Origin of the sequence: Variovorax boronicumulans, assembly GCF_030812215.1 — a bacterium.
In the GTDB taxonomy this organism is placed as follows: Bacteria; Pseudomonadota; Gammaproteobacteria; order Burkholderiales; family Burkholderiaceae_C; genus Variovorax; species Variovorax boronicumulans_C.
Window position 1 is genome coordinate 212,712 of record NZ_JAUSSG010000004.1, and the last position, 18,777, is coordinate 231,488.

An 18,777-nucleotide genomic window follows, 5' to 3' on the forward strand; every position below is an offset into this window, starting at 1 on the left:
CGTCTTGTTTGCTCGCTTGCTTACTTGCCCTGCGCCGACTGCACCACCGGGTTCTGCATCGTCGAGACGACCTTGCTGTTCACGCGCGAGCCGCTGGTCACGTTCTGGTCGGGGGCGGCGGCGGTGGCCATGGCTTCCTGGTAGACCTGTGCCGGGTCGCGCTGCGAGGTGAACGGGTCCGGACCGCGCGAGCCGCGGGTCACGTTCTGGTTCGGTGCGTGGGCGGTGTCCACGGCTTGCTTGTACATGGCTTCGGCGTCGGCCGACGAAACGAAGGGATCGGCGCCGCGCGAACCGCGGGTCACGTTCTGGTTCGGTGCATGGGCGGCGGCGACGGCTTCGGCCTCGACTTCCGCGCGGCTGCGGCTGCCGGATTGCTGGGCCTGGGCGGTGGTGGTGACGGCGAGCACGGCGAATGCGGCACACACAGTGGAAAGGGCGAGTTGCGAGGTCTTCATGGTTGGTTCTTCATTGCGAGTTGTTGGAGGGAGTCGGCCCGTGGATGCGGGAAAACCCTGACCAAGTCTCGCGGGGCCAAAAGGCAGATCCGTGACGGCCCCAGTCGGCAGTGGGTTGCCAATGGCGGCGGCGACGCGTTGTGCGCGCTTCTGCTACGGAAGTTCTCGCACGGGGTCGGCGCGGCGCTCGACAATCGCATCGGAGCGCCACCGTTCGACGCGACTCCGAGCGGGCGAAAATCCACCGCGCTCCCGCCGCTTCCCGTCGCATCCGAATCTTCATTCAAGCCCTCATCAAGCGCCCGTGACATCCGCCGACCTCCAGGGCTTCATCCTCACCCGCCATTGGCGGGATGCGTCGGCGGGCACGGAGCTCGAGTACTGGCTCGCAACCGATGGCGGGCCGATCAAGGTGGTCCTGCCCTCCCAGACCTCCGTCGCATTCGTCGCGGCCCGGCACAGGGCCGAGGTGCAAGCACAGCTCGCGGCCATGCCGGGCATGGAGGTGCGCGAGCTCGCGCTGAAGACCTTTCACCAGGAACCCGTCGTCGGCGTCTATGCGAGGCACTTCCGCCAGCTCGGCCGGCTGGCACGCGCCCTCCAGGCGCAGGGCATTCCGTTGCTCGAAGCCGATGTGCGCCCGCACGACCGCTACCTGATGGAACGCTTCATCACCGCCGGCGTGCTGGTGGAGGGAGGGCTGGCAGACCGCGCCACCATCGTCGACTGCAGGCTCAAGCCCGCGCCCGAGTACCGGCCGGTGCTGAAGGTGGTGTCGCTGGACATCGAGACGAGCCAGCACGAGGCGCTCTATTCCATTGCGCTGGACGGTTTGCCGGACCGCGTCGTCCTCATGCTGGGCGAGCCGCCGCGCGAATCCAGCGAACCCAGCGAACGCGATGAGCCCCCGGACTTCTCGCTCATCTATTGCCCGACCCGCAAGGCGATGATCGAGAAGCTCAACGACTGGTTCGAGCGGAACGACCCGGACGTCCTCATCGGCTGGAACGTCATCCAGTTCGACCTGCGGGTGCTGCAAAAAACGGCCAATGAATGCGGGGTGCCGCTCCTCCTCGGACGGGAGCGCCGGCCCATCGAATGGCGCACGCATCCCGGCAAGCAGGGCTACCTGTTCGCGCCCACGCCGGGCCGGGTGATCATCGATGGCATCGACGCGCTCAAGGCTGCCGTATGGAGCTTTCCTTCCTTCAGCCTGGAGACCGTGTCGCAAGCGCTGCTCGGCGAGGGCAAGGCCATCGGCGACGACTACGACAAGATGGCGGAGATCGAGCGGCGCTACCAGGAAGACAAGCCCGCGCTCGCGCTCTACAACATCCGCGACTGCGAGCTGGTCCTGCGCATCTTCGAGAAGGCCAAGCTGCTGCAGTTCGTGATGGAGCGGGCCCAGACCACCGGCCTTCCGGCCGACCACTTCGGCGGCTCCATTGCCGCGTTCAGCCACCACTACCTGCCGCGCATGCATCGCCTGGGCTACGTGGCGCCGAACGTGGGCGAGATTGCAAGCAAGGCCTACCCCGGCGGCTACGTGATGGACTCGAAGCCGGGGTTCTACGACTCCGTCGTGGTGCTGGACTACAAGAGCCTCTACCCGTCCATCATTCGGACCTTTCTGGTCGATCCCGTGGGCTTCGTGGAAGGCACCCACGCCGCCGACCCGGCGACGGTCGTCAAGGGGCCGCAAGGAACCGTCTTCTCGCGCGAGAAGCACTGCCTGCCGGAAATCGTGACCACGCTCTGGCGCGCGCGGGACGAAGCCAAGCGGGTAAAGAACGAGCCGCTGTCCCAGGCGTTGAAGCTGCTCATGAACTCCTTCGCCGGCGTGCTGGGTGCGACCGACTGCCGCTTCTTCAATCCCAAGCTCGTGTCCGCCATCACCCTTCGGGGGCACGAGATGATGAAGCTCACGCGGGAGTTCGTGGAGAAGCGCGGGTACGAGGCGATCTACGGCGACACCGACTCCATCTTCATCTGGCTGAAGCGCACCCACACCAACGAAGAAGCGCACGCCGTGGCGGCAACCCTGGCGAGCGACATCAATGCGTGGTGGACGCGCGCTCTTCGCGAGGCGCACGGCCTCGCGAACTTCCTCGAGATCGAGTTCGACACCCACTACAAGAAGTTCTTCATGCCGACCATCCGCGGCTCGGAGGTGGGGAGCAAGAAACGGTATGCGGGCCTGAGCGTCGACGCCAAGGGCAAGGAGGAGATGGTCTACCGGGGCCTGGAGATGGCCCGCAGCGACTGGACCCCGCTGGCGCGCCAGTTCCAGGAAGGGTTGCTCTCGCGCATCTTCCACGGCGAGCCCTACAAGGCGTTCGTGACCGACTATGCAGAGGCGCTGCTGGCCGGCGAAATGGACGACCTGCTCGTCTACCGCAAGCGCCTGCGTCACCGCCTCGATGCCTACCAGGTCAACGTTCCGCCGCAGGTGCGCGCCGCAAGGGTTGCCGACGAATACAACGCCCGGATCAACCGTCCGAAGCAATACCAGAACGGCGGGTGGATCCGCTACGTCATGACCCAGGGCGGGCCCGAGCCCATGGAGATTCGCCAGTCCCGCATCGACTACGAGCACTACCTGAGCAAGCAGCTCCAGCCGATTGCCGACGCCATCCTCCAGCCGATGGGCGAGAGCTTCATGGCGCTGACGACGGCGCAGCAAGGTCTTTTCTAGCCAGGGCGGGGCTTGGCGGCTGGCGGCCGGGTCCGGGGCCATTGGCAACTCAATGGAAGCCCCCTTGCCTTGTCCCACCAAATCGACGCCCAATCCGTATCGCGCGCATCGCAGGCCCCAGGCAGGCCGCTTTCGCGCCGGACCTTCCACCGCAAGACATGGAGAAAACCAAGATGCCCGCAGCCATGTTCGCCGCCCTGTTCTTCACGGTGGCCCTGCTCGTTACCACCGCCTACTTCATCATGGGCTCGATTCCGCTCCTGGTGCTCAAGCACGACACGCCGCTCGATGCGCGCTTCGTGCGCGGCTTCTTCAACCTTTACTACGTCGGCGCGTTCATCACGGCCACCGCAACGGCGATCAGCTTCGCGCTCGCGGGGCGCCTGGGCATTGCGGCGGGTGCCGCGGCGCTGGCGATGATGGCCATCGTCCTGCGCAAGAAGGTCATTCCCAAGATGGACGCGCTCGGGGAACAGATCAAGTCCAACTACATGGACGCGATTCCGGGGTTCCGCAAGACGCACATCACCGCCATCCTGATCAACCTCGCTCAGCTCGTGGTGATCGTGTGGACGCTCATTTCGGTGAGCCGGCAGTAGCAGTAGCAGCAGAAACAGTCACAGCAGCCGCGCCCCGCCGAAGCACCACCGGCACGCCACCAGCCGCACGCGCCCTCAGTTGGCCGCAGCCGCCATCGACATCCTGCCCGGCCGAATCGCGCAGCTTCGTCAAAATGCCCCGCTGGTGCAACGTGCGCGCCATCGCTTCGCAGCGCTCCCACGACGGCCGGCTGAACGCCACGCCTTCGACCGCGTTGAACGGAATCATGTTCAGCACGCCGTACTTGCCCGAGAGCAATTTGACGATGCCTTCGATTTCGTCTTCGCCGTCGTTCACGCCTTCGAGCAACGCCCACTGGTACTGGATCGGGTAGCCCGTCGCCCGTGCATAGCGCTCGCCCGCATCGACCAGTTCCTCGGGTGTCATGTTCGGCGCGCGCGGCAGGAGCGTCTTGCGCAAGCCGGCCTTCGTCGTGTGCAGCGACAGCGCCAGCGCGGGCTTCACGCGCTCCTGTTGCAGCCGCTCGAACGCACGCGGATCGCCCACCGTGGAGAACACCAGGTTCTTGTGGCCGATGTTGCCCACCGTGCCGAGCAGTTCGATGGCCTCCATCACGTTGTCCAGGTTGTGCGCCGGCTCGCCCATGCCCATGAACACCACCTTGCGCACCTTGCGGCGCGTGCGCGCGAGCGCGACCTGGGCAATGATTTCCGCGCTGCCCACCTGGCGCAGCAACCCGTCCCGGCCCGTCATGCAGAACTGGCAGCCCACCGCGCACCCGACCTGCGACGACACGCACAGGCCATCGCGCGGCAGCAGCACGCTCTCCACGGTCTGGCCGTCGGCGAGGGCGACCAGCAGCCGCTCGGAACCATCGGCGCCGGGGTGCACCGTGTGAATGCGCGCGAGGCCCGCCAGCTCGGCCTCGATGGCCGGCAGCGCCTCCATCAGCGACGACGGAAAGAAGCTGTGCGGCAGGCGCCGGCCGCTGTTGCGCGGCAGCGCGTGAGACCACAGCCGCAGGATGCGCTGCTCGTGGCTCGGGCCCGCGCCGGCTTCGCGAAGGCGTCGTTTCAGTTCGTGGATGCGCATGCGCTGTCTGGGAGCAATCGGGGAAAGAGGGAAACCGTACCTTGGAGCGTCAGCGGCGCTGCCTGAAACCGAACACCTCTTTCCAAGCCGCATCCGCGCCGCTGCGCTCCCACGCCGAGCCGACGGGCTTGTCCGTGATTTCGATCAACGTGGGGTCCATCTTGAGAAAGGAATTCAGGGGGCAGATTTTCGGCGGATTGTCATCGAGCACGCTTTGGCTCTCTTTGCCGCTGATAAAAATCCAACCCGAATCATGTGGGTTGTTCGGCTTCACCCGGTAGGCAAAGCACACCGGCGATCGGTTCGGCCCCATGACCTCGTCCGACGCCAGGACCAACGGGCCGAGCGCGGCGAACTTCTCTTCCCACGGCTCTTTCTTCTTTTTGAATGGCCACATGTCGATACCTCCTTCGGTTCAGTGTTTGATGCCCTTGACTCGCTCGATCAGCTTGCGCGCAAACCGCCCCAGCGTCATCGGCCCCAGCCGGTTGGTCAGGCGCGCCTTCTGCGCTTCGGGCATCTGGTTGCCGAAGCGCCGCAGCGTGTCCCTGATCGTGGTGAACTCCTGCTCGTGCTGGCCCAGCAGGCCCTGCGCCTCGGCAAGCCGTTCGCTCGCGTTGATGACGCGCTCGCGCAACTGCGCATCGCTGCTGTCGCCGAAGCGGGCGATGAGCGTCTTGCAGACCTCCGCGCGCCCCGCCTGGTCGTCTTGCTGGCCGAGCACGCTCGCCTTGTCGATCATTGCCTTGGCCACCCAGACCTGCAGCGAGACGTCTTTCGCATCTTCTTCGCGGCCGATGAGCCGCGCGTAGCTTTCCAGCGCGGCTTCGGTGTCGCCGGCCTGCTTGTGGGTCAGGCCCTGGCAATAGAACGCACGCGCCACGCGGCGGCGAAGGTCGATCACGTTGGAGCTGCTCCAGCGCGCAATGATGTCGCTGTACACCGCCTGCTCTTCCTCGTGGCGGCCGAGCTTGTCGAGCGCCGCGCTCTTGTAGCCCAGGCACAGCGCCACGCGCTCCTGGATCGACATCGACAGCTCTTCGCCGTAGCGCGTGTCCATTTCTTCCGCGCACGCGATCACGCGTTCGAGCTGGCCCAGCTGCTGCAGCATGTAGGTCTTGTTGGTCAGCGCGCGCGAGCACTGGTTGCGCAGCTCGGGGTGGCTGGATTCGATGTGCTCGGCCAGCACCTGGTCGGTCAGCTCGATGCCCTCGCGTTGCTTGCCCGCTTCGCCGAGCTCGTAGCCGCGCGAGATCGTCGCGCGTATCTCGTCGAGCTTGTCCACCGGCAGATCGGGAAAGTCGCCGCCGAAATCCGCGCCCGACAGCTTGTCGAGCGTGACCAGGCAGGTCTGGCGGCTGGCAGCCGCCTTCGACAAGGTGTCGCGCATCGACTCCGAGGTGATGTTGCGAAAGCGCGCAACGATCTCGTCGTACACCACCAGCGCCTCTGCCGGGCGGTCCACGAGCTTGAGCAGCAGGTAGCCCTTGTTGAGCAGCGCGCTGGCCACGATCTGCAGCACCTGCGCATCGCTCTCCTCGGCCGTGAGCGCGAGCAGGCGGTCGTAGGCCGCGATCGCTTCTTCGAAAGCCTCCGCCTCGCGCAATTCATGGGCGTGGGAATACAGCGCATCGATCACTTGCCTGCGCAGCTCCGGCACCGCGTCGCGCCCGAAATCCGCAGCCAGCGCGTTCAGCATCGGCGCCTGTACATCGGCCGGCTCATCGCGCAAGGCCATGATCTGCAGGCGCGCGTAAACGGCCTCCTCGCGCAGCGCCTGGCTCGCGTCCGCATCGATGCCCGACGCAGCCGCCTCGTACAGCGCGATCGCTTCGTCGTTGCGGCCACCAAGCCCGCGCAACACGCTGGCGCCGGCCATGGCCCCGCGCGTCGCGGTCAGCAGCAATGCGGCGTCGGTCTCGCCGGTGTGCCTTCCGAAGCGCGCGTGCACCGCCTGGTACACGGCGGCGGCGTCTTCCGAACGACCGATGTCGCGCAGCGCCTGGCCGCGCGCCATGCCGGCGCGCGCCACCCAGCGCCGCACCGGCAAGAGCGTCGATTCGCCGAAGCGAGCATCGAAGGCGTCGCAGAGGGGCAGCACGTCTTCGGGCGCCTCCGCGTCGTAGGCGCTGCGGCACATCACCTCGGCCATCAGCTCCTCGATGTCGGCGCCGGTGTGATGGTTGAAACGTGCGATGAGCGCGGCGCGCACCGCAGGGACTTCGTCGTCCCGCTCGAGGCGAAACAGCACATGCGTCTTCAGCGCCATCGCGCGGCAGGCGCGCAGCGCGACACCCGGCAGCTCATCGGCCAGGTGCGCGGCCAGCACGTCGTCGCAGGCTGCCAGCGCCAGCGCGTATTCGCCCGCGTCGTCGAGCATGTCGGCGCGCAGGAACCCGGCGCGCGCATGCACTTCGCGCAGCCCCTCGCGCGGATCACCCGCATAGGCCGCGAGCACTTCGCCGAGCATCGGAATGGCTTCTTCGACGCGCCGGCCGGCTTCGGCCAGGCCCATCGCCTGGTTGATGCGGGCGTGGCCGACGCGCACGGCCACCGAGTGCTCGGGCGCGTAGGCCAGGTCTTGCCAGATGCCGTCGAAGGCCTCGCGCGATAAGGCCGGGTAGTCGAGGTCGGCGAGCAGCTCGGCGCGCCAGATGCGGGCGCGCGCGACGATCTCGCGCGTGGCCTCGGGCGCATCGTTGGCGTAGCGGCGAGCGATGTCTTCGCAGTGGCGCACCATGTCGACCTTGGCGAACGCGCCGCCCAGCGAGCCCGCCACCACCGCGCGCTGAAAGGCGGCGTGGGCCACCCAGGTGCGCACTTCAGGCGTGGTTGCGTCGGCGAAGCGGCGCTCGACCTCTTCGTAAGCCCCGATCTCGGAACCGGCCTCGCCGAGCGCGCGCCATGCCAGGCCCTTGGCGTTGAAGGCCTGCACGATCCAGAGCGCGCGGCCGGCGGGGGCGGCATCGGCATGCGCGATCAATGCATCGCAAAGCTCGACGCGCTCGGCATGCCGGCCGAGCTGGGCGAGTGCTTCGCCCTTGCGCAGCCAGGCTTCGTAGAGATGCTCTTCGAGCAGGGGGTCGTTGGCGGCGTGCAGGCGGTCGATGACCTGCTCGGCTTCGGCAATGCGGGCCAGTGCTGCGGCTTCGACTGCGGTGGGGGTCAATCGGGGTCCTTCCCTTCTTGCGTGCGGGTGGGGCACGCCGTGCGCCTGCTTGTTGCGGGTGGGCGGACTTTAATGGAAGGCGTGTCGAGGGATCGGTAGGACGCTGGCGTCTGTTCGAACTCGCCAGACAAGGGCGGTTCCATATGCTCGAAACGCGTCAGGGGCAAGACGGCCATCACATCCTTTTCCTGACTGACCCTCCGGGACTGGTCGTAGATGGCTTCCTAGAAAACGTGGGCAAGCGAAACAGCGACCTTCCCCCATCGAATTGACCGGTGAGCGCGATCACATTGAGCAGCCGCTTTTGAGTGAAGGGAAAGTCTTCTTCGGGACCATCGCTGAAGTTAACCTGCAGCCAACATAAGCGTCGAAGGGTTCTGGAGCCCTTCATATTCAAAACCTACCCCCGCTTGCTCGAGATGCCGCCTTTCGTCATGGATAAATTCTTGCTGCAACAGCAAGTGCTGGAACGACTCGCTGAAGACCTGCTGCAAGTCGAGCAGGCAGTGCGGGCGGCCCATGAAACGGCGACTCACGAAGAGAACATCGCCGAAAACAAATACGACACATTGGGACTCGAAGCTGCCTACCTGGCCACCGGCCAAGCTCGGCGCGCCGAAGCGATCCGCCAGACGATGGCCAATTGGCGCCAATTCCGCCCGCGTCCCTACGACGCCAGCAAAGGTATACAGCTCGGTGCGCTGGTCTGCCTGGTCGATTCCGACGACAAGCAGCAACAGCTTTTCCTCGGCCCGAATGGGGGCAGCATGACGTTGGTCAGCGGCGCTCAGCTCGTTCAGGTCATCAGCAGCGAAGCACCTTTGGGCAGGGCCATGCTGGGCAAATGCGAGGGTGATGAGGTGTCAATACAGGTGGCTCTGACCCGACGGCAGTTTGAGGTGCTGCGGGTTCATTGAGCCGCAAGCAAGTTAGATAGAGCCTCCATCCACAGCTAGCTGAAATCGCGCAGCGACGGAGGCTCTGGTTGCTATCGAGCGGGAGTGGCCAGAGTGGCTGAACTCCTGTCTGTCTTGGGTCAGTAGGCACCCATGTAGTCGCGCTTACCGATCTCGATACCGTTGTGGCGCAAGATGGCATAGGTGGTGGTCACGTGGAAGAAAAACTGCGGCAGTCCATAGTGCAGAAGATATGCGCCTGCGGTCAGCTTCTTTTCCTTGGGGGTGCCGGGGCGCAATACGATCTCGCGGCTCTCGCTTGAATCAAATTGCTCAGACTTGAAGGAGCCGATATGGGCCAACGCTTTGGCGATCAACGCTTGCAGGTCGGCGAAGCTGACCTCAGTGTCGGGCCAGGACGGCACCTCGGCACCAGCCAGGCGAGAGGCAATGCCCTTGGAGAAGTCTGCGGCGATCTGTACCTGACGTACCAGCGGAAACATGTCAGGGAACAGCCGCGCCTGCAGCAGCGCATTTGGATCGATATTTTTTTGCGTCGCGTGGTCTTCGGCCTTCTTGAGCACGTCGGACAGGGCGCGCAGCATCTGCTGCATGACGGGAACGGAGGCGTTGTACAGCGGGCTGGTCATAGGGAGTTCACTTCTGAAATTGGGCACGATGGCCGGAGTTGGCGTGGCAGAGGCCCTGCCGACCATGCAAGGCTAACAGCACAGGGCGAACTGAATCGCCCCGGTTTTTGTGGCCAGCTTTTTTCCCGCTGGTAGTTGGAGCAGCCGCGTTGAAGGGCAGCAGTTCACTAGCAAGAAGCGGGCGTCAATTACAGACGCGCGACAGACCGCGATCGCTGCACAGCTGTCCTTCGCGTACGCACTCCTCAGACTGTCTGCTGCTGTTCGACACCAGGCAGAGAACGGCGCGGATGGGCCCGAAGCCGAAGTTCGATTCGCTCCAAAGCGGCCGCTCCCCGGCGGCGCAAGTTGCGGTCGCGACAATTTATTCGGTGTTGAGTGCGTATTGCTCGGAGATCGGGACTGGGCGCCGTGAGCTACTCTGCGTCGAGCCCTGCTCGGTATGGAGGAAAGGGTAGAAGTTGAAGCACTGGTCCCCAGGTAGGGCACTCACCTCATGCTCCCATCCGACCCAGCGCATCTGATCGTAAAAGGTGTGGAGGCGTTTGGTAAACGCCCATTGCATGAACGCAGCATGACCAACTCCCAGGCCCTCCCACTTGAGCGTGTCCGGTGCGAGATAGTAGACAACCCCTTGGTCGTCACCGAAAGCGCCGCCATTGAGCGCGAAGAATCCGCCGATCGCATCATCTGCCACAAGACAAAACCCGTTCGACCGCCCTGCGTTCCAAGTCGCAATGTTGCGAGTCAATCTGGGGTGTCCCGAGCCAAGCATCCTTAACCATCCCCCGTCTATCAAGATGCCACCCGTCCCGTATGCCACGGCTCCGAGCACCGACCGGGTGGTCACCTGAAGCTCAACGAGGACATCGCCTCTGCTTGTGGACGGAGGCAGTATCTCAACGGAGAGTTCGGCCTCCCGAGCCCATTGTTCAACAAGCGCCATTGCTGGCTCTCGGATTTCCAGCAATTCATTCAGTGAACGCACGAACGTGTCCCTCAGTGTCCGGTTGTGACCGAATTTTGCCGCGGCGACGAGTAACCACGCTTGGCCGAGTCTGGCTTGGGATCACGGCGATCTTTGAAACAGAACTGCGCGCTTCACCTGCTGGTCGCCGACGGTTGCCCGAACAATCTCTACGGCGTTTCGGAGGCGACGGCGATTCCGTTCCTGCTGTTCGTCGCTCATGTCGCTCCCAATCCAGAAGATCGACTGCCATCCTTTTTCGGAGATCGGAGCGTTGTTTATGACAGACCAGAAAGCAAGATCTAGCGCCTTGTTCTGACTCATCAGCTCTAGCACCCTTTGCACATTGAGCTCAGTCACATTTCCAAGCACAAAGATGTCTACGAAGTACTTCTCTTCTCCGGATGGAGGATGAGCAACCAGTGCTCTTTCGATTGCAGCCAACTCGACATCCACTGTTTTCTCCCGTTGAGGTGAACTGCAACCGGTTCGGCGACGTCCAAGTCGCTCACGGTTTTGGAATCTCCAATCTGCGGTGCGAACTTCTGGTGACAGGTGAATTTTGCGCCACGACCGACCGGTCTTGGCCGAAATGGGCCAGTGGACAGGTCAGGCTGAATTGTTGACGAGCGCCTCGAGGTTGTCATAGGCGTAGCCTCGGCGATCAGTGATGAGCGTGTTCGCACGCGCAAGCAGAGCTTCAGGTATCGGCCCATCTTTCGTCAGGGCAAGTAGGGCAGTCGCGATTTCTGTCGCCCCGACTGCTTCGAAGGCCTCGGCAAATGTGCACATGGCAGGTACTCCGTATCGATCAATCAACCCGTCGATTCCGTCCTTGTCGCAATAGACCTCTGCCTCAGAAATCGCGAAAACCAGCTTCTGAACCCCGGTCAGAGACGCAAGGCCATGTCGTTCACCGAGTTCGAGCGCATCGCGGATCGCAGTGTCGGAATCCATGATTTCTGAGTTTCGGGTCTGAAAGTCTGGTTATGGCCGGCCGCAGCCGCATGGCTGCCGACGCAAGAGGCCGCGCGCAGACTTGCCGCTGCAAAAGTGGTCGCCCCTGTTCTTCTTTTCGTGTCCGAGCATCGATAGTCAGAAACCGACTCGGTGATACTTGCGATTCGCACCTTCAAGACCAATCCAGACGCCGTGTTCCGGATTTTCGCCGAGGTCCTCGACATATACGGCGACCCCATTGCCCGACTCTCTATAGCGCGCAACGTAGACATGCCGCGGCTTCATGTCCTTTACTTCAACCTCAAGGTTTGCCAGCCGATAGTTAATCGACGGCAGCGCGAGACGGAAATCAGTCGAGTAGCGCACCAAGAATTTGTGAGTGCCTGGCAAGACACGAACCCAGATCGGACATCCAACCTGCCAACACGATGGCTCCTTTCCGTCGATCAGCTGAATCTCGACGCCCACCTGTTTTGTTTGCTTTTCGTCAACTGCAGCAAAAACGGACGTGTTCGAAAGCTCAGGTGTCCCTTCATACATCGCATAAGGAGCGTGGTGGTACGCGCAACCCGAAACTGCAAGAAGCACGAGAACAGATGCGATTCTGAAAATGGTTGCTGACGACATACTGAGATGAGGGATTGAATGAAGGTTCGTTTCTGGCCGTGTGCAGGCATAGCTAGCGCTGCGCCAACTGTGCAAGGGTGCGTTTCGCCAACGCCTCGACGTCGCGTGGGGAGGTTGGAGCCAACGCAAGCTCTCCTAGGATCGCCTTCGCCTCGGAGGTCCTGTTCTGTTCGTGAAGTACCAAGGCTTTGTTGAGGAGTAGAAAGCCTCGAGTTTCTTCGTCCGGACGAGCCTTCAAGCCACTTTCTAGTAGCGCCGCGCGTCTACCGAGGTCGTCTTCCAACATGGCAGCAGTCTTCCACGCCGGTGCAAATCCGGGCGTCACTCTAGTCATCGCTTGCGCGACCTGCCTTACCTTCTGCTTGTCAGTTTCCCATTCAAGGGCAACGTAGCTGAGATAGGTCCCACTGGGGAGTTCGCGGGTCAGTTCCATCCGAAGCGCGTGAACCGCCGTTTTGGCCGTGAAGAATCCTCTTGGAGCCATCTGGTCTACGCGTCGGTAGTATTCATACGCGGTGTCGAATTCCTTCTGAAGCAGGAAGGTGAAGGCTGCGTCGTACACCGGGTATGGCCAGGCCGGAGCCATCTTCGATGCCGCAGCGAAATGCGCCAGCGCCGTGCGATGGTCGCCTCGTTGGCCGGCCGCTCGGCCAAGGGCATGTTCTTTCTTCGCCGCCTCACTGACAAGAGTGGTGGACGCGAGTTCCCAGGTGAAGTTGCCGTTGGCCTCGGCTAGGTCGCTCTTCTTGAGAACACGGCCTGCCTTGTCCCTGAAGACAACTTCGTCTGTCGCAACGGCGAGCCACGGCGCAAGCATTGAACATATCAAGGCAAATTTCGCGAGCAAGGAAGACTTCATAAATTCATTGGTCACGCTGGAAGGTGCGGCGGAATGTCGGCTTGTGGCCGACCTCTGACCTAGCCGCAAGTGAACGTTCGAACAGCTGAACTTCTTTATTTCTTCGCCAGGAATGCCGCCACCAGCGCGTTAGCGTGTCCGTGACCGATCTGATGCTCCGTCTTGAGCCGGTTCCCGAGTTCCATGTGTTTGAGAGGGCCTGCATCCTGAAGAACATTCATCCAGTGGGCGATTGGCTTCGCATAGGCCTTTTCAATCGAAGGAAAATACGAGGCGGGGCCTTTGACTTTGGTCGTTTCGGTCATTGACTTTCCGTTGGTAGGCTGAGGGTCTGGTGGAGCAAGTCCGGACATTGGCATTGAGGAATGGAAGGCCAGGCGTTCGACGTTTGAATCGTACTTTCGCTCCTGGCCGCATTCTGCCGTCGATGCTCACACAGCTTCACGCCTTTCGCGGGTCGTTGCCGGGCCGCACTTGAAGCTCAAAAGCGGGCAGGCCCTTGGGCACGGCAATCGCGTTCCAGCCGATCACCTCGAAGCCCTCGGGGCCGCCCGATTCGGCGACGGTCGATACAGCACCTCCGCCTTAAGGCGCCATCGCACGGCAGGCGCGCCTGAATCGACGGCGGTCGCTCTACCTGCCGGAAGCGTAGTGGCGCACGAAGATGCGCGTTCCCGCGCTAGGCTCGAACTGCTGCCAGGCCAGCACCGCGTTGCCCAGCTCGTTCATGCCGACATCGGGCGTGTTCGCCGCTTCGTCGCTGGTCTCCTGCAGCGCCTGCGCACCCCAGCCTTCGGCCAACGTGTGGCGGGACGTGTAGAGGTCGCCGGGGGCCTGCGTCCACGCGGCGATCGCGTTGCTCGCGTCGTCCACGCCCAGGCCGGGCAGGCTGGTGAGCGCTTGCGAAGCAGCTGCGCGCACCACCGTGTCCACACCGAATGCTGCGCCCGGTGCCGCGGTTGCGGCCATGAGCGCGTTGTCTTGCCGCCCCCAGCTCACCACCGCCGCGCCGGCCGCGTTCACGCGCAGCACCGGTGTGCTCAGGAAGGCCTGCGTCGACAGGAACGGTGCGCCCACGCGTGCCGTGCCGCCCTGCCATGCACCTCCCGAGAAGCGCTTGAACCACACGGCGCTTTCCCACTGGTTGCTGCCGCCGGGCAGGTCGGCCTGGCCCCAGGCCAGCAGCGCATTGCCGCCGGCGTCGATCGCCAGGTCGTGCGCGCCTATCGATTGCGAGGTGCCGGCATCGGGCACCAGCTCTGCCGCCGCGCCCCAGGTGCCGGCCGCGTTGGCGCTGTTGGTCCATAGCGATGAGCTGATGCCGGTGGAGCGCTTCCACACCGCCAGCGCTTCGCCTGAGCCCGCCACCACCACGGCCGGATCGCCGTTCACCACGCCCGAGACCTCGTCGGTCTCGATCAGTTCGGCCGTGCCCCAGCCGCCCGATGGCGTGTAGCGATTGGCATAGATGCTGAAGCGCGTGGCCGGGCCGATCTGCGACCACACCGCCACCGCGTTGCCGTTGGCGTCGATGCCCGTGCTCGCGAAGCCGACCGTGCCGGCGCCTGTTTCCAGCAGCGCCGGTGCACCCCAGCCGGTGGCCGGGTCGACCTGCAGCGCCCACATGTCGTAGGCGCCCGGCGAACTCAGCTGCGTCCATGCCACCACGGCACGGCCGCTGTTCTTGTCGATGGCCACGCGAATGTCGCGCACCCCGCCGCTGTTGGCTTCCAGGCGCTGCGGCGTGCTCCAGCCGTCGCCCGGGCGGTAGAGGCTGCCCCACAGCCTGTCGATCAACTGGCCGGCCTCGAGCTGGCGCCATACGAGCAGCGCGCGCCCTTGCGCATCGACCGCCACCTTCGGCTGGCTCGCGCCGCCGGCCGACAGCGTGATCGCATCGCCCCAGCCCACCACCGGCGGTGCGGCAACGAACGTGGCCGTCACGGCGCGCGCGGCGTCCATGCGCACGGTGCAGGTGGGCGCATTGCTGCTGCACGCGCCGCCCCAGCTGTCCAGCACCTGCCCCGCCGCTGGCGTGGCCGCGAGCGTGACCTGCGTGCCGGCTGCGAAATCGGCGCCGCAGTTGGCTGCACAGTCGATGCCCGCGGGCTGCGACGCCACGCGGCCCGCGCCGGTGATGCTCACATCAAGGCGGTAGGCAACGCCCGCCGGCGGCGGATTGCCGATGGGCGGAAAAAGCCCGCCACCGGAGCCACCACCGCCACCGCCGCATGCCGACAACAAGGCCGCAAAGCCCAGGGTCCATGCGCACGCCGTCCATCGCCTGAAGATGCTCTTCTTGGTCATATCTGCCGTTCCTCGTTCGCTGGCGCCGGGGCCCGGCGCCTTCTGTGCTGCTGTTCAATCAAGAGCGTCGGATCGTAGGAAGCAGCCCAGGCGCGGGCCATAGCACCATCGGGCACCTGCCCTAAGGTGCTGTATCGCGTGGCGCGGGGTGTGGCTAGGCTCGGTGTCCGGGCGAGGGTTCGCTCGTATCCCTCCACTTCACACCGTTGCATGACGCATTCATCGACCCCTCTTCTCCTGGCATTGCTGACGGCGGCTGCACTTGCAGTCGGATGCGCCTCGACGGCGGTGACCGACGACGCCATCGTCACCAACACCTCGCGTGCCCTCGGCTTGCCGCCCTCCGCGTTCACCATCTCGAACCGTGCCGACAGCGGCGTGCAAACCACCTTCATCGCCAGGACCGACGGCGGCCGCACGTACAACTGCTACGTCGAAGGCTCGGTGTCGGTCGTGGGCCGCGTGGTCAGCGATGCCATCTGCCAGGAGATGCGCCAGAGCGATGCGCCCGCGTCCGCGCGCCGCTCCAACGCCAAGCCGGCGCCAGTACCTGCCCCGGCACCGGCTTGCAACGCATTGCTGCGCGCCGCCGGCCGCTGCTGAAAGACCCGGTCGATCCTGCGATTCCCGCGCTGCGCCAACCGGTGTGGACAATGGCGCCCCACGAGGAGATGGCGCGGCCCGCCGGGCCCGCACCGAGGATCACCATGAAACTCCTGCTTGTCGACGATCACCCGCTGTTCGGTGTCGGTTTTGCGCATGCGCTCACGCACGCCCGCCCCGACTTCGAGGTCGAGACCGCCCTGTCGCTCGGGCAAGGCGTGGAACGCGCCTCGCAATGCCCGCCGGACATCGTGCTGATCGACTACCGCCTCGGCGGCGAAGACGGCCTGGAGGGTTTGCGCCTCTTCGGTGCCCGGCATCCCCTCGTGTCCCGGCTGATGATCTCCGGCGACGAAGAACCGGCCCTGGCCGCGCGCGCACGTGCCGCGGGCGCGGCCGGCTTCATCGGCAAGTCGCAGTCGGTGGCGCGCATCGCCGCCGCGCTGGACGAAGTCGCGGCCGGCGGCGAGGCTTTCGATGTGCTGCAGCCGCGCGCAGGCCTCCCCGCTTCCAGCCTCACGCCGCGGCAGCTCGAAGTGCTGTTGCTGGTCGCACAAGGCCGGCAGAACAAGCAGATCGCCGCCGAGCTGCAGATTGCGGAGCGCACGGTCAAGCTGCACATCACGGCCCTGCTCGATGCGATGGATGCGCGCAACCGCACCCACCTGCTGGTGCAGGCGCGGCGCGCTGGGCTGATGCTGGACTTGCGATGAGTTCACCCGCGCAAGCGCCGCACGAACGAAGCCCCGGCGGCGCCACCGGCTCCACCAGGCTCGGCCGCTTCATCGCCTGGCGCCTGAGCTTCTCGGAACTGCAGTTGCAGCAGCTCGAGCAGATGCTTCGCTCCACGCCATGGGCGTGGAGCCTGGCCGCCGTGGCGGGATTTCTTTGCTACATCGAATATGCGGACGGGGCGGACGGCCAGCGCGTGAAGGTGTGGTTCGTCGTCTATTGCGCCATCGTCGCCGTGCGCATGGGCATATGGCTCGCATGGCTGTGGCGGCCGGGGCTGCGCGCGAACCTGCCGGCCATGATGCTGCCCGTCATCGGCGTCACCCAGCTCATGGCGTTCTCGTTGGGAGCGCTGAGCGTGCTGCTGCAGCACGACGGGCCGGCGCAGGCCGAGGCCATTCTTCACATCACCATGGTCACGGTGTCCCTGGGCGGGGCGATCCGGATGGCCACCATAGGGCGGGCGTCTTACGTCTATGTGGCGCTCATCCTCGGCCCCCTGGTGCTGCGCGACATATGGTTCGGCGGCAGCTACCAGATGGCCATGGCGTCGATCGTGTCGCTGATCGGCATCTACACGCTGCTGAGCGCCAGGCTGCTGTCGTCCGCACTGCACGAGATACAGGCGCAACGCCGGCGCAATGCCGAGTTAGCGATGGCGCTGAGCGCAGAAAACGAACGCACCCACACCGCCCGCCGAACCGCCGAAGAAGCGGTGGCCGCGCGCATGCGCTTCTTCGCCTCGGCCAACCACGACCTTCGCCAGCCGCTCAATGCGATGGCGCTGCTCGCGCAGACCGTGCACACCGTCAGCACCGAACGCCATGTGAAGGAGATGGCGGAGCAGCTCGTGGCCTGTGCCGACGGCATGACCGACGTGGTGGACGACCTGCTCGACATCACGCGCGCCGATGCCGGATCGCTCAGCCCGCAGTGGTCGTCCTTTGCCATCGACGAACTGCTGGGCGACTGCTGCCGGCCGCACCAGGCGGTGGCCGTCGCGAAGGGACTGCGCCTCGAGATCGCCACCGGTCACGTGGCCGTGCGCAGCGACCGGGCCTTGCTGGCAAGGGTGGTCACCAACCTGCTGGCGAACGCCATCCGCTACACGCGCGAGGGACACGTGCGCATCGCGAGCCGCATCGACAACGGCCGGTTGCGCCTCGCCATCGAAGACACGGGCATCGGCATCTCCGCCGAGCATCTGCCGCATGTGTTCGAAGAGTTTTACCAGGTCGACAACCCGGCGCGCGACCGGCGCCTGGGCTACGGCCTGGGGCTGGCCACCGTCAAGCGGCTGAGCGAACTGCTGGACCTGCGGGTGACGGCGCACTCGGTGCCCGGGCAAGGCAGCGTGTTCGAACTGCAGCTCCCGCTGGCCGATGCCGCCGCGAGCGACCGGGGGCATGAGGCCGAGCACGCCCCCGCATCGACCACCACGGCATTGGCGATGCGCATCCTGGTCGTGGACGACGACCACAGCTCGCTGCAAGCGCTCGGCGGACTGCTCGCTTCCTGGGGGATGGATGTGCGCTCCGCGCGCGACCTGCAGAGCGCGCTGGGCGTTCTTCATCAAGCAGGGCCAACAGGCCCCGCAGGCTTCAGGCCGCAAGCGCTGGTGGTGGACTTGCGGCTGGGGCCGCAGGTCAGCGGCATCCAGGCGATCGAGGACATTCGCTCGGCGCTGGGCGATGCCGAACTGCCCGCACTGATCGTCACCGGCGACGTGGGAGGCGACTATCTGGACGCGGCGCGCGCGGCGGGCCTGCCCGTCATCGTGAAGCCCGTGCGGCCTTCGCACCTTCGGGCGTTTTTGGGGCATGTGCAGGCGCTTGGGCGGTAGGGTCTCGGTGCCCTGCCCGGATGCGGGCGCGCGCCGCGATCTCGCGCGTGGCTTCGGGCGCATCGTTGACGTAGCGGCGGACGATGTCTTCGCGGCTGCGCACCATGCCGACCTTGGCGAACGCGCCTTGCGCAGCCACGCTTCGTAAAGTTGCTCTTCGAGCAACGGGTCGTTGGCAGCGTGCAGGCGGTCGATTACCAGGTAGGACCCGAACGTCACTTCTGACCCGCTGGACGGTGGCGCGCAGCCAGCTTGAGCGGATGAAAATCTTGCGCACTATCAAATACGCGGGCACCGCGAAAGGGAGGAACCGAAGATGGCTTACTTGAAAGAACTCAAGGTCACGCTCGCCGAAATC

The 18,777-nt window shown here is 64.8% G+C and carries 18 protein-coding genes; 6 read left to right on the top strand and 12 right to left on the bottom strand.

What is annotated here, in order from left to right:
* Positions 1 to 20: 20 nt before the first annotated feature.
* Positions 21 to 458 carry a hypothetical protein gene (locus J2W23_RS12975; protein WP_176659168.1) on the bottom strand — a complete coding sequence of 146 codons (438 nt, stop codon included), beginning with the start codon at positions 456 to 458 and terminating at the stop codon, positions 21 to 23.
* A 304-nt stretch (positions 459 to 762) separates the two neighbouring features.
* Between J2W23_RS12975 and J2W23_RS12980 the strand changes: the two genes are divergently transcribed.
* Together J2W23_RS12980 and J2W23_RS12985 are read left to right on the top strand one after the other, a co-directional pair.
* Positions 763 to 3,153, top strand: a complete 2,391-nt coding sequence (locus J2W23_RS12980; RefSeq protein WP_307649023.1) for a DNA polymerase II — start codon at positions 763 to 765, stop codon at positions 3,151 to 3,153.
* Between the two features lie 173 nt (positions 3,154 to 3,326).
* The gene (locus J2W23_RS12985) at positions 3,327 to 3,752 is read left to right on the top strand and encodes a hypothetical protein (RefSeq protein WP_176659828.1); all 426 of its coding nucleotides are present in this window, start codon (positions 3,327 to 3,329) and stop codon (positions 3,750 to 3,752) included.
* Here J2W23_RS12985 and J2W23_RS12990 read toward each other — a convergent pair.
* The 3 genes from J2W23_RS12990 to J2W23_RS13000 are packed head-to-tail and all read right to left on the bottom strand — an operon-like array spanning position 3,730 to position 7,975.
* Complete coding sequence (locus J2W23_RS12990) at positions 3,730 to 4,806, bottom strand: RNA methyltransferase (protein ID WP_307649024.1); 1,077 nt, start codon at positions 4,804 to 4,806, stop codon at positions 3,730 to 3,732. The two genes, J2W23_RS12985 and J2W23_RS12990, sit on opposite strands and share 23 nt — an antisense overlap.
* Positions 4,807 to 4,855: 49 nt before the next feature.
* Complete coding sequence (locus J2W23_RS12995; protein ID WP_307649025.1) at positions 4,856 to 5,203, bottom strand: immunity protein Imm33 domain-containing protein; 348 nt, start codon at positions 5,201 to 5,203, stop codon at positions 4,856 to 4,858.
* Positions 5,204 to 5,221: 18 nt separating this feature from the next.
* Positions 5,222 to 7,975 (bottom strand): hypothetical protein, encoded by a 2,754-nt coding sequence (locus J2W23_RS13000; protein WP_307649026.1) that lies wholly within the window; start codon positions 7,973 to 7,975, stop codon positions 5,222 to 5,224.
* Between the two features lie 434 nt (positions 7,976 to 8,409).
* Here J2W23_RS13000 and J2W23_RS13005 point away from each other — a divergent pair, with 434 nt between their 5' ends.
* On the top strand, positions 8,410 to 8,892 hold the full coding sequence (locus J2W23_RS13005) for a GreA/GreB family elongation factor (RefSeq protein WP_307649233.1): 483 nt from the start codon (positions 8,410 to 8,412) through the stop codon (positions 8,890 to 8,892).
* A 119-nt stretch (positions 8,893 to 9,011) separates the two neighbouring features.
* Here the strand turns inward: J2W23_RS13005 and J2W23_RS13010 are convergent, their stop codons facing one another.
* The 8 genes from J2W23_RS13010 to J2W23_RS13045 form a co-directional block, all read right to left on the bottom strand.
* Positions 9,012 to 9,521: a DUF1993 domain-containing protein gene (locus J2W23_RS13010; protein WP_055803081.1), complete on the bottom strand. Its 510-nt coding sequence runs from the start codon at positions 9,519 to 9,521 to the stop codon at positions 9,012 to 9,014.
* Between the two features lie 364 nt (positions 9,522 to 9,885).
* Positions 9,886 to 10,509 (bottom strand): DUF2625 domain-containing protein, encoded by a 624-nt coding sequence (locus J2W23_RS13015; RefSeq protein ID WP_307649027.1) that lies wholly within the window; start codon positions 10,507 to 10,509, stop codon positions 9,886 to 9,888.
* A gap of 81 nt (positions 10,510 to 10,590) precedes the next feature.
* On the bottom strand, positions 10,591 to 10,944 hold the full coding sequence (locus J2W23_RS13020; protein ID WP_307649028.1) for a hypothetical protein: 354 nt from the start codon (positions 10,942 to 10,944) through the stop codon (positions 10,591 to 10,593).
* 153 nt (positions 10,945 to 11,097) lie between these two features.
* A complete protein-coding gene (locus tag J2W23_RS13025) occupies positions 11,098 to 11,445 on the bottom strand; it encodes a hypothetical protein (protein WP_307649029.1) in 348 nt (115 codons plus the stop codon).
* Positions 11,446 to 11,583: 138 nt separating this feature from the next.
* A complete protein-coding gene (locus J2W23_RS13030; RefSeq protein WP_307649030.1) occupies positions 11,584 to 12,075 on the bottom strand; it encodes a hypothetical protein in 492 nt (163 codons plus the stop codon).
* 52 nt (positions 12,076 to 12,127) lie between these two features.
* Positions 12,128 to 12,949 carry a hypothetical protein gene (locus J2W23_RS13035; protein WP_307649031.1) on the bottom strand — a complete coding sequence of 274 codons (822 nt, stop codon included), beginning with the start codon at positions 12,947 to 12,949 and terminating at the stop codon, positions 12,128 to 12,130.
* Between the two features lie 80 nt (positions 12,950 to 13,029).
* Positions 13,030 to 13,239: a DUF4287 domain-containing protein gene (locus J2W23_RS13040; RefSeq protein ID WP_307649032.1), complete on the bottom strand. Its 210-nt coding sequence runs from the start codon at positions 13,237 to 13,239 to the stop codon at positions 13,030 to 13,032.
* A gap of 328 nt (positions 13,240 to 13,567) precedes the next feature.
* Positions 13,568 to 15,241, bottom strand: a complete 1,674-nt coding sequence (locus J2W23_RS13045; RefSeq protein WP_307649033.1) for an InlB B-repeat-containing protein — start codon at positions 15,239 to 15,241, stop codon at positions 13,568 to 13,570.
* A gap of 210 nt (positions 15,242 to 15,451) precedes the next feature.
* Between J2W23_RS13045 and J2W23_RS13050 the strand changes: the two genes are divergently transcribed.
* The 3 genes from J2W23_RS13050 (at position 15,452) to J2W23_RS13060 (ending at position 18,419) form a co-directional block, all read left to right on the top strand.
* Positions 15,452 to 15,844 (top strand): hypothetical protein, encoded by a 393-nt coding sequence (locus J2W23_RS13050; RefSeq protein WP_307649034.1) that lies wholly within the window; start codon positions 15,452 to 15,454, stop codon positions 15,842 to 15,844.
* Between the two features lie 104 nt (positions 15,845 to 15,948).
* Positions 15,949 to 16,557: a response regulator transcription factor gene (locus J2W23_RS13055; RefSeq protein WP_307649035.1), complete on the top strand. Its 609-nt coding sequence runs from the start codon at positions 15,949 to 15,951 to the stop codon at positions 16,555 to 16,557.
* Positions 16,554 to 18,419, top strand: coding sequence for an ATP-binding response regulator (locus tag J2W23_RS13060; protein WP_307649036.1), 1,866 nt, complete (start codon positions 16,554 to 16,556; stop codon positions 18,417 to 18,419). The genes J2W23_RS13055 and J2W23_RS13060 overlap by 4 nt, the downstream gene beginning before the upstream one ends.
* Positions 18,420 to 18,777 lie beyond the last annotated feature (358 nt).

Coding starts and splice junctions, on each gene's coding strand:
- J2W23_RS12975 (WP_176659168.1), bottom strand. CDS start 458: ATGAAGACCTCGCAACTCGCCCTTTCCACTGTGTGTGCCGCATTCGCC.
- J2W23_RS12985 (WP_176659828.1), top strand. CDS start 3,327: ATGCCCGCAGCCATGTTCGCCGCCCTGTTCTTCACGGTGGCCCTGCTC.
- J2W23_RS12990 (WP_307649024.1), bottom strand. CDS start 4,806: ATGCGCATCCACGAACTGAAACGACGCCTTCGCGAAGCCGGCGCGGGC.
- J2W23_RS12995 (WP_307649025.1), bottom strand. CDS start 5,203: ATGTGGCCATTCAAAAAGAAGAAAGAGCCGTGGGAAGAGAAGTTCGCC.
- J2W23_RS13005 (WP_307649233.1), top strand. CDS start 8,410: ATGGATAAATTCTTGCTGCAACAGCAAGTGCTGGAACGACTCGCTGAA.
- J2W23_RS13010 (WP_055803081.1), bottom strand. CDS start 9,521: ATGACCAGCCCGCTGTACAACGCCTCCGTTCCCGTCATGCAGCAGATG.
- J2W23_RS13025 (WP_307649029.1), bottom strand. CDS start 11,445: ATGGATTCCGACACTGCGATCCGCGATGCGCTCGAACTCGGTGAACGA.
- J2W23_RS13030 (WP_307649030.1), bottom strand. CDS start 12,075: ATGTCGTCAGCAACCATTTTCAGAATCGCATCTGTTCTCGTGCTTCTT.
- J2W23_RS13040 (WP_307649032.1), bottom strand. CDS start 13,239: ATGACCGAAACGACCAAAGTCAAAGGCCCCGCCTCGTATTTTCCTTCG.
- J2W23_RS13045 (WP_307649033.1), bottom strand. CDS start 15,241: ATGACCAAGAAGAGCATCTTCAGGCGATGGACGGCGTGCGCATGGACC.
- J2W23_RS13050 (WP_307649034.1), top strand. CDS start 15,452: ATGACGCATTCATCGACCCCTCTTCTCCTGGCATTGCTGACGGCGGCT.
- J2W23_RS13055 (WP_307649035.1), top strand. CDS start 15,949: ATGAAACTCCTGCTTGTCGACGATCACCCGCTGTTCGGTGTCGGTTTT.
- J2W23_RS13060 (WP_307649036.1), top strand. CDS start 16,554: ATGAGTTCACCCGCGCAAGCGCCGCACGAACGAAGCCCCGGCGGCGCC.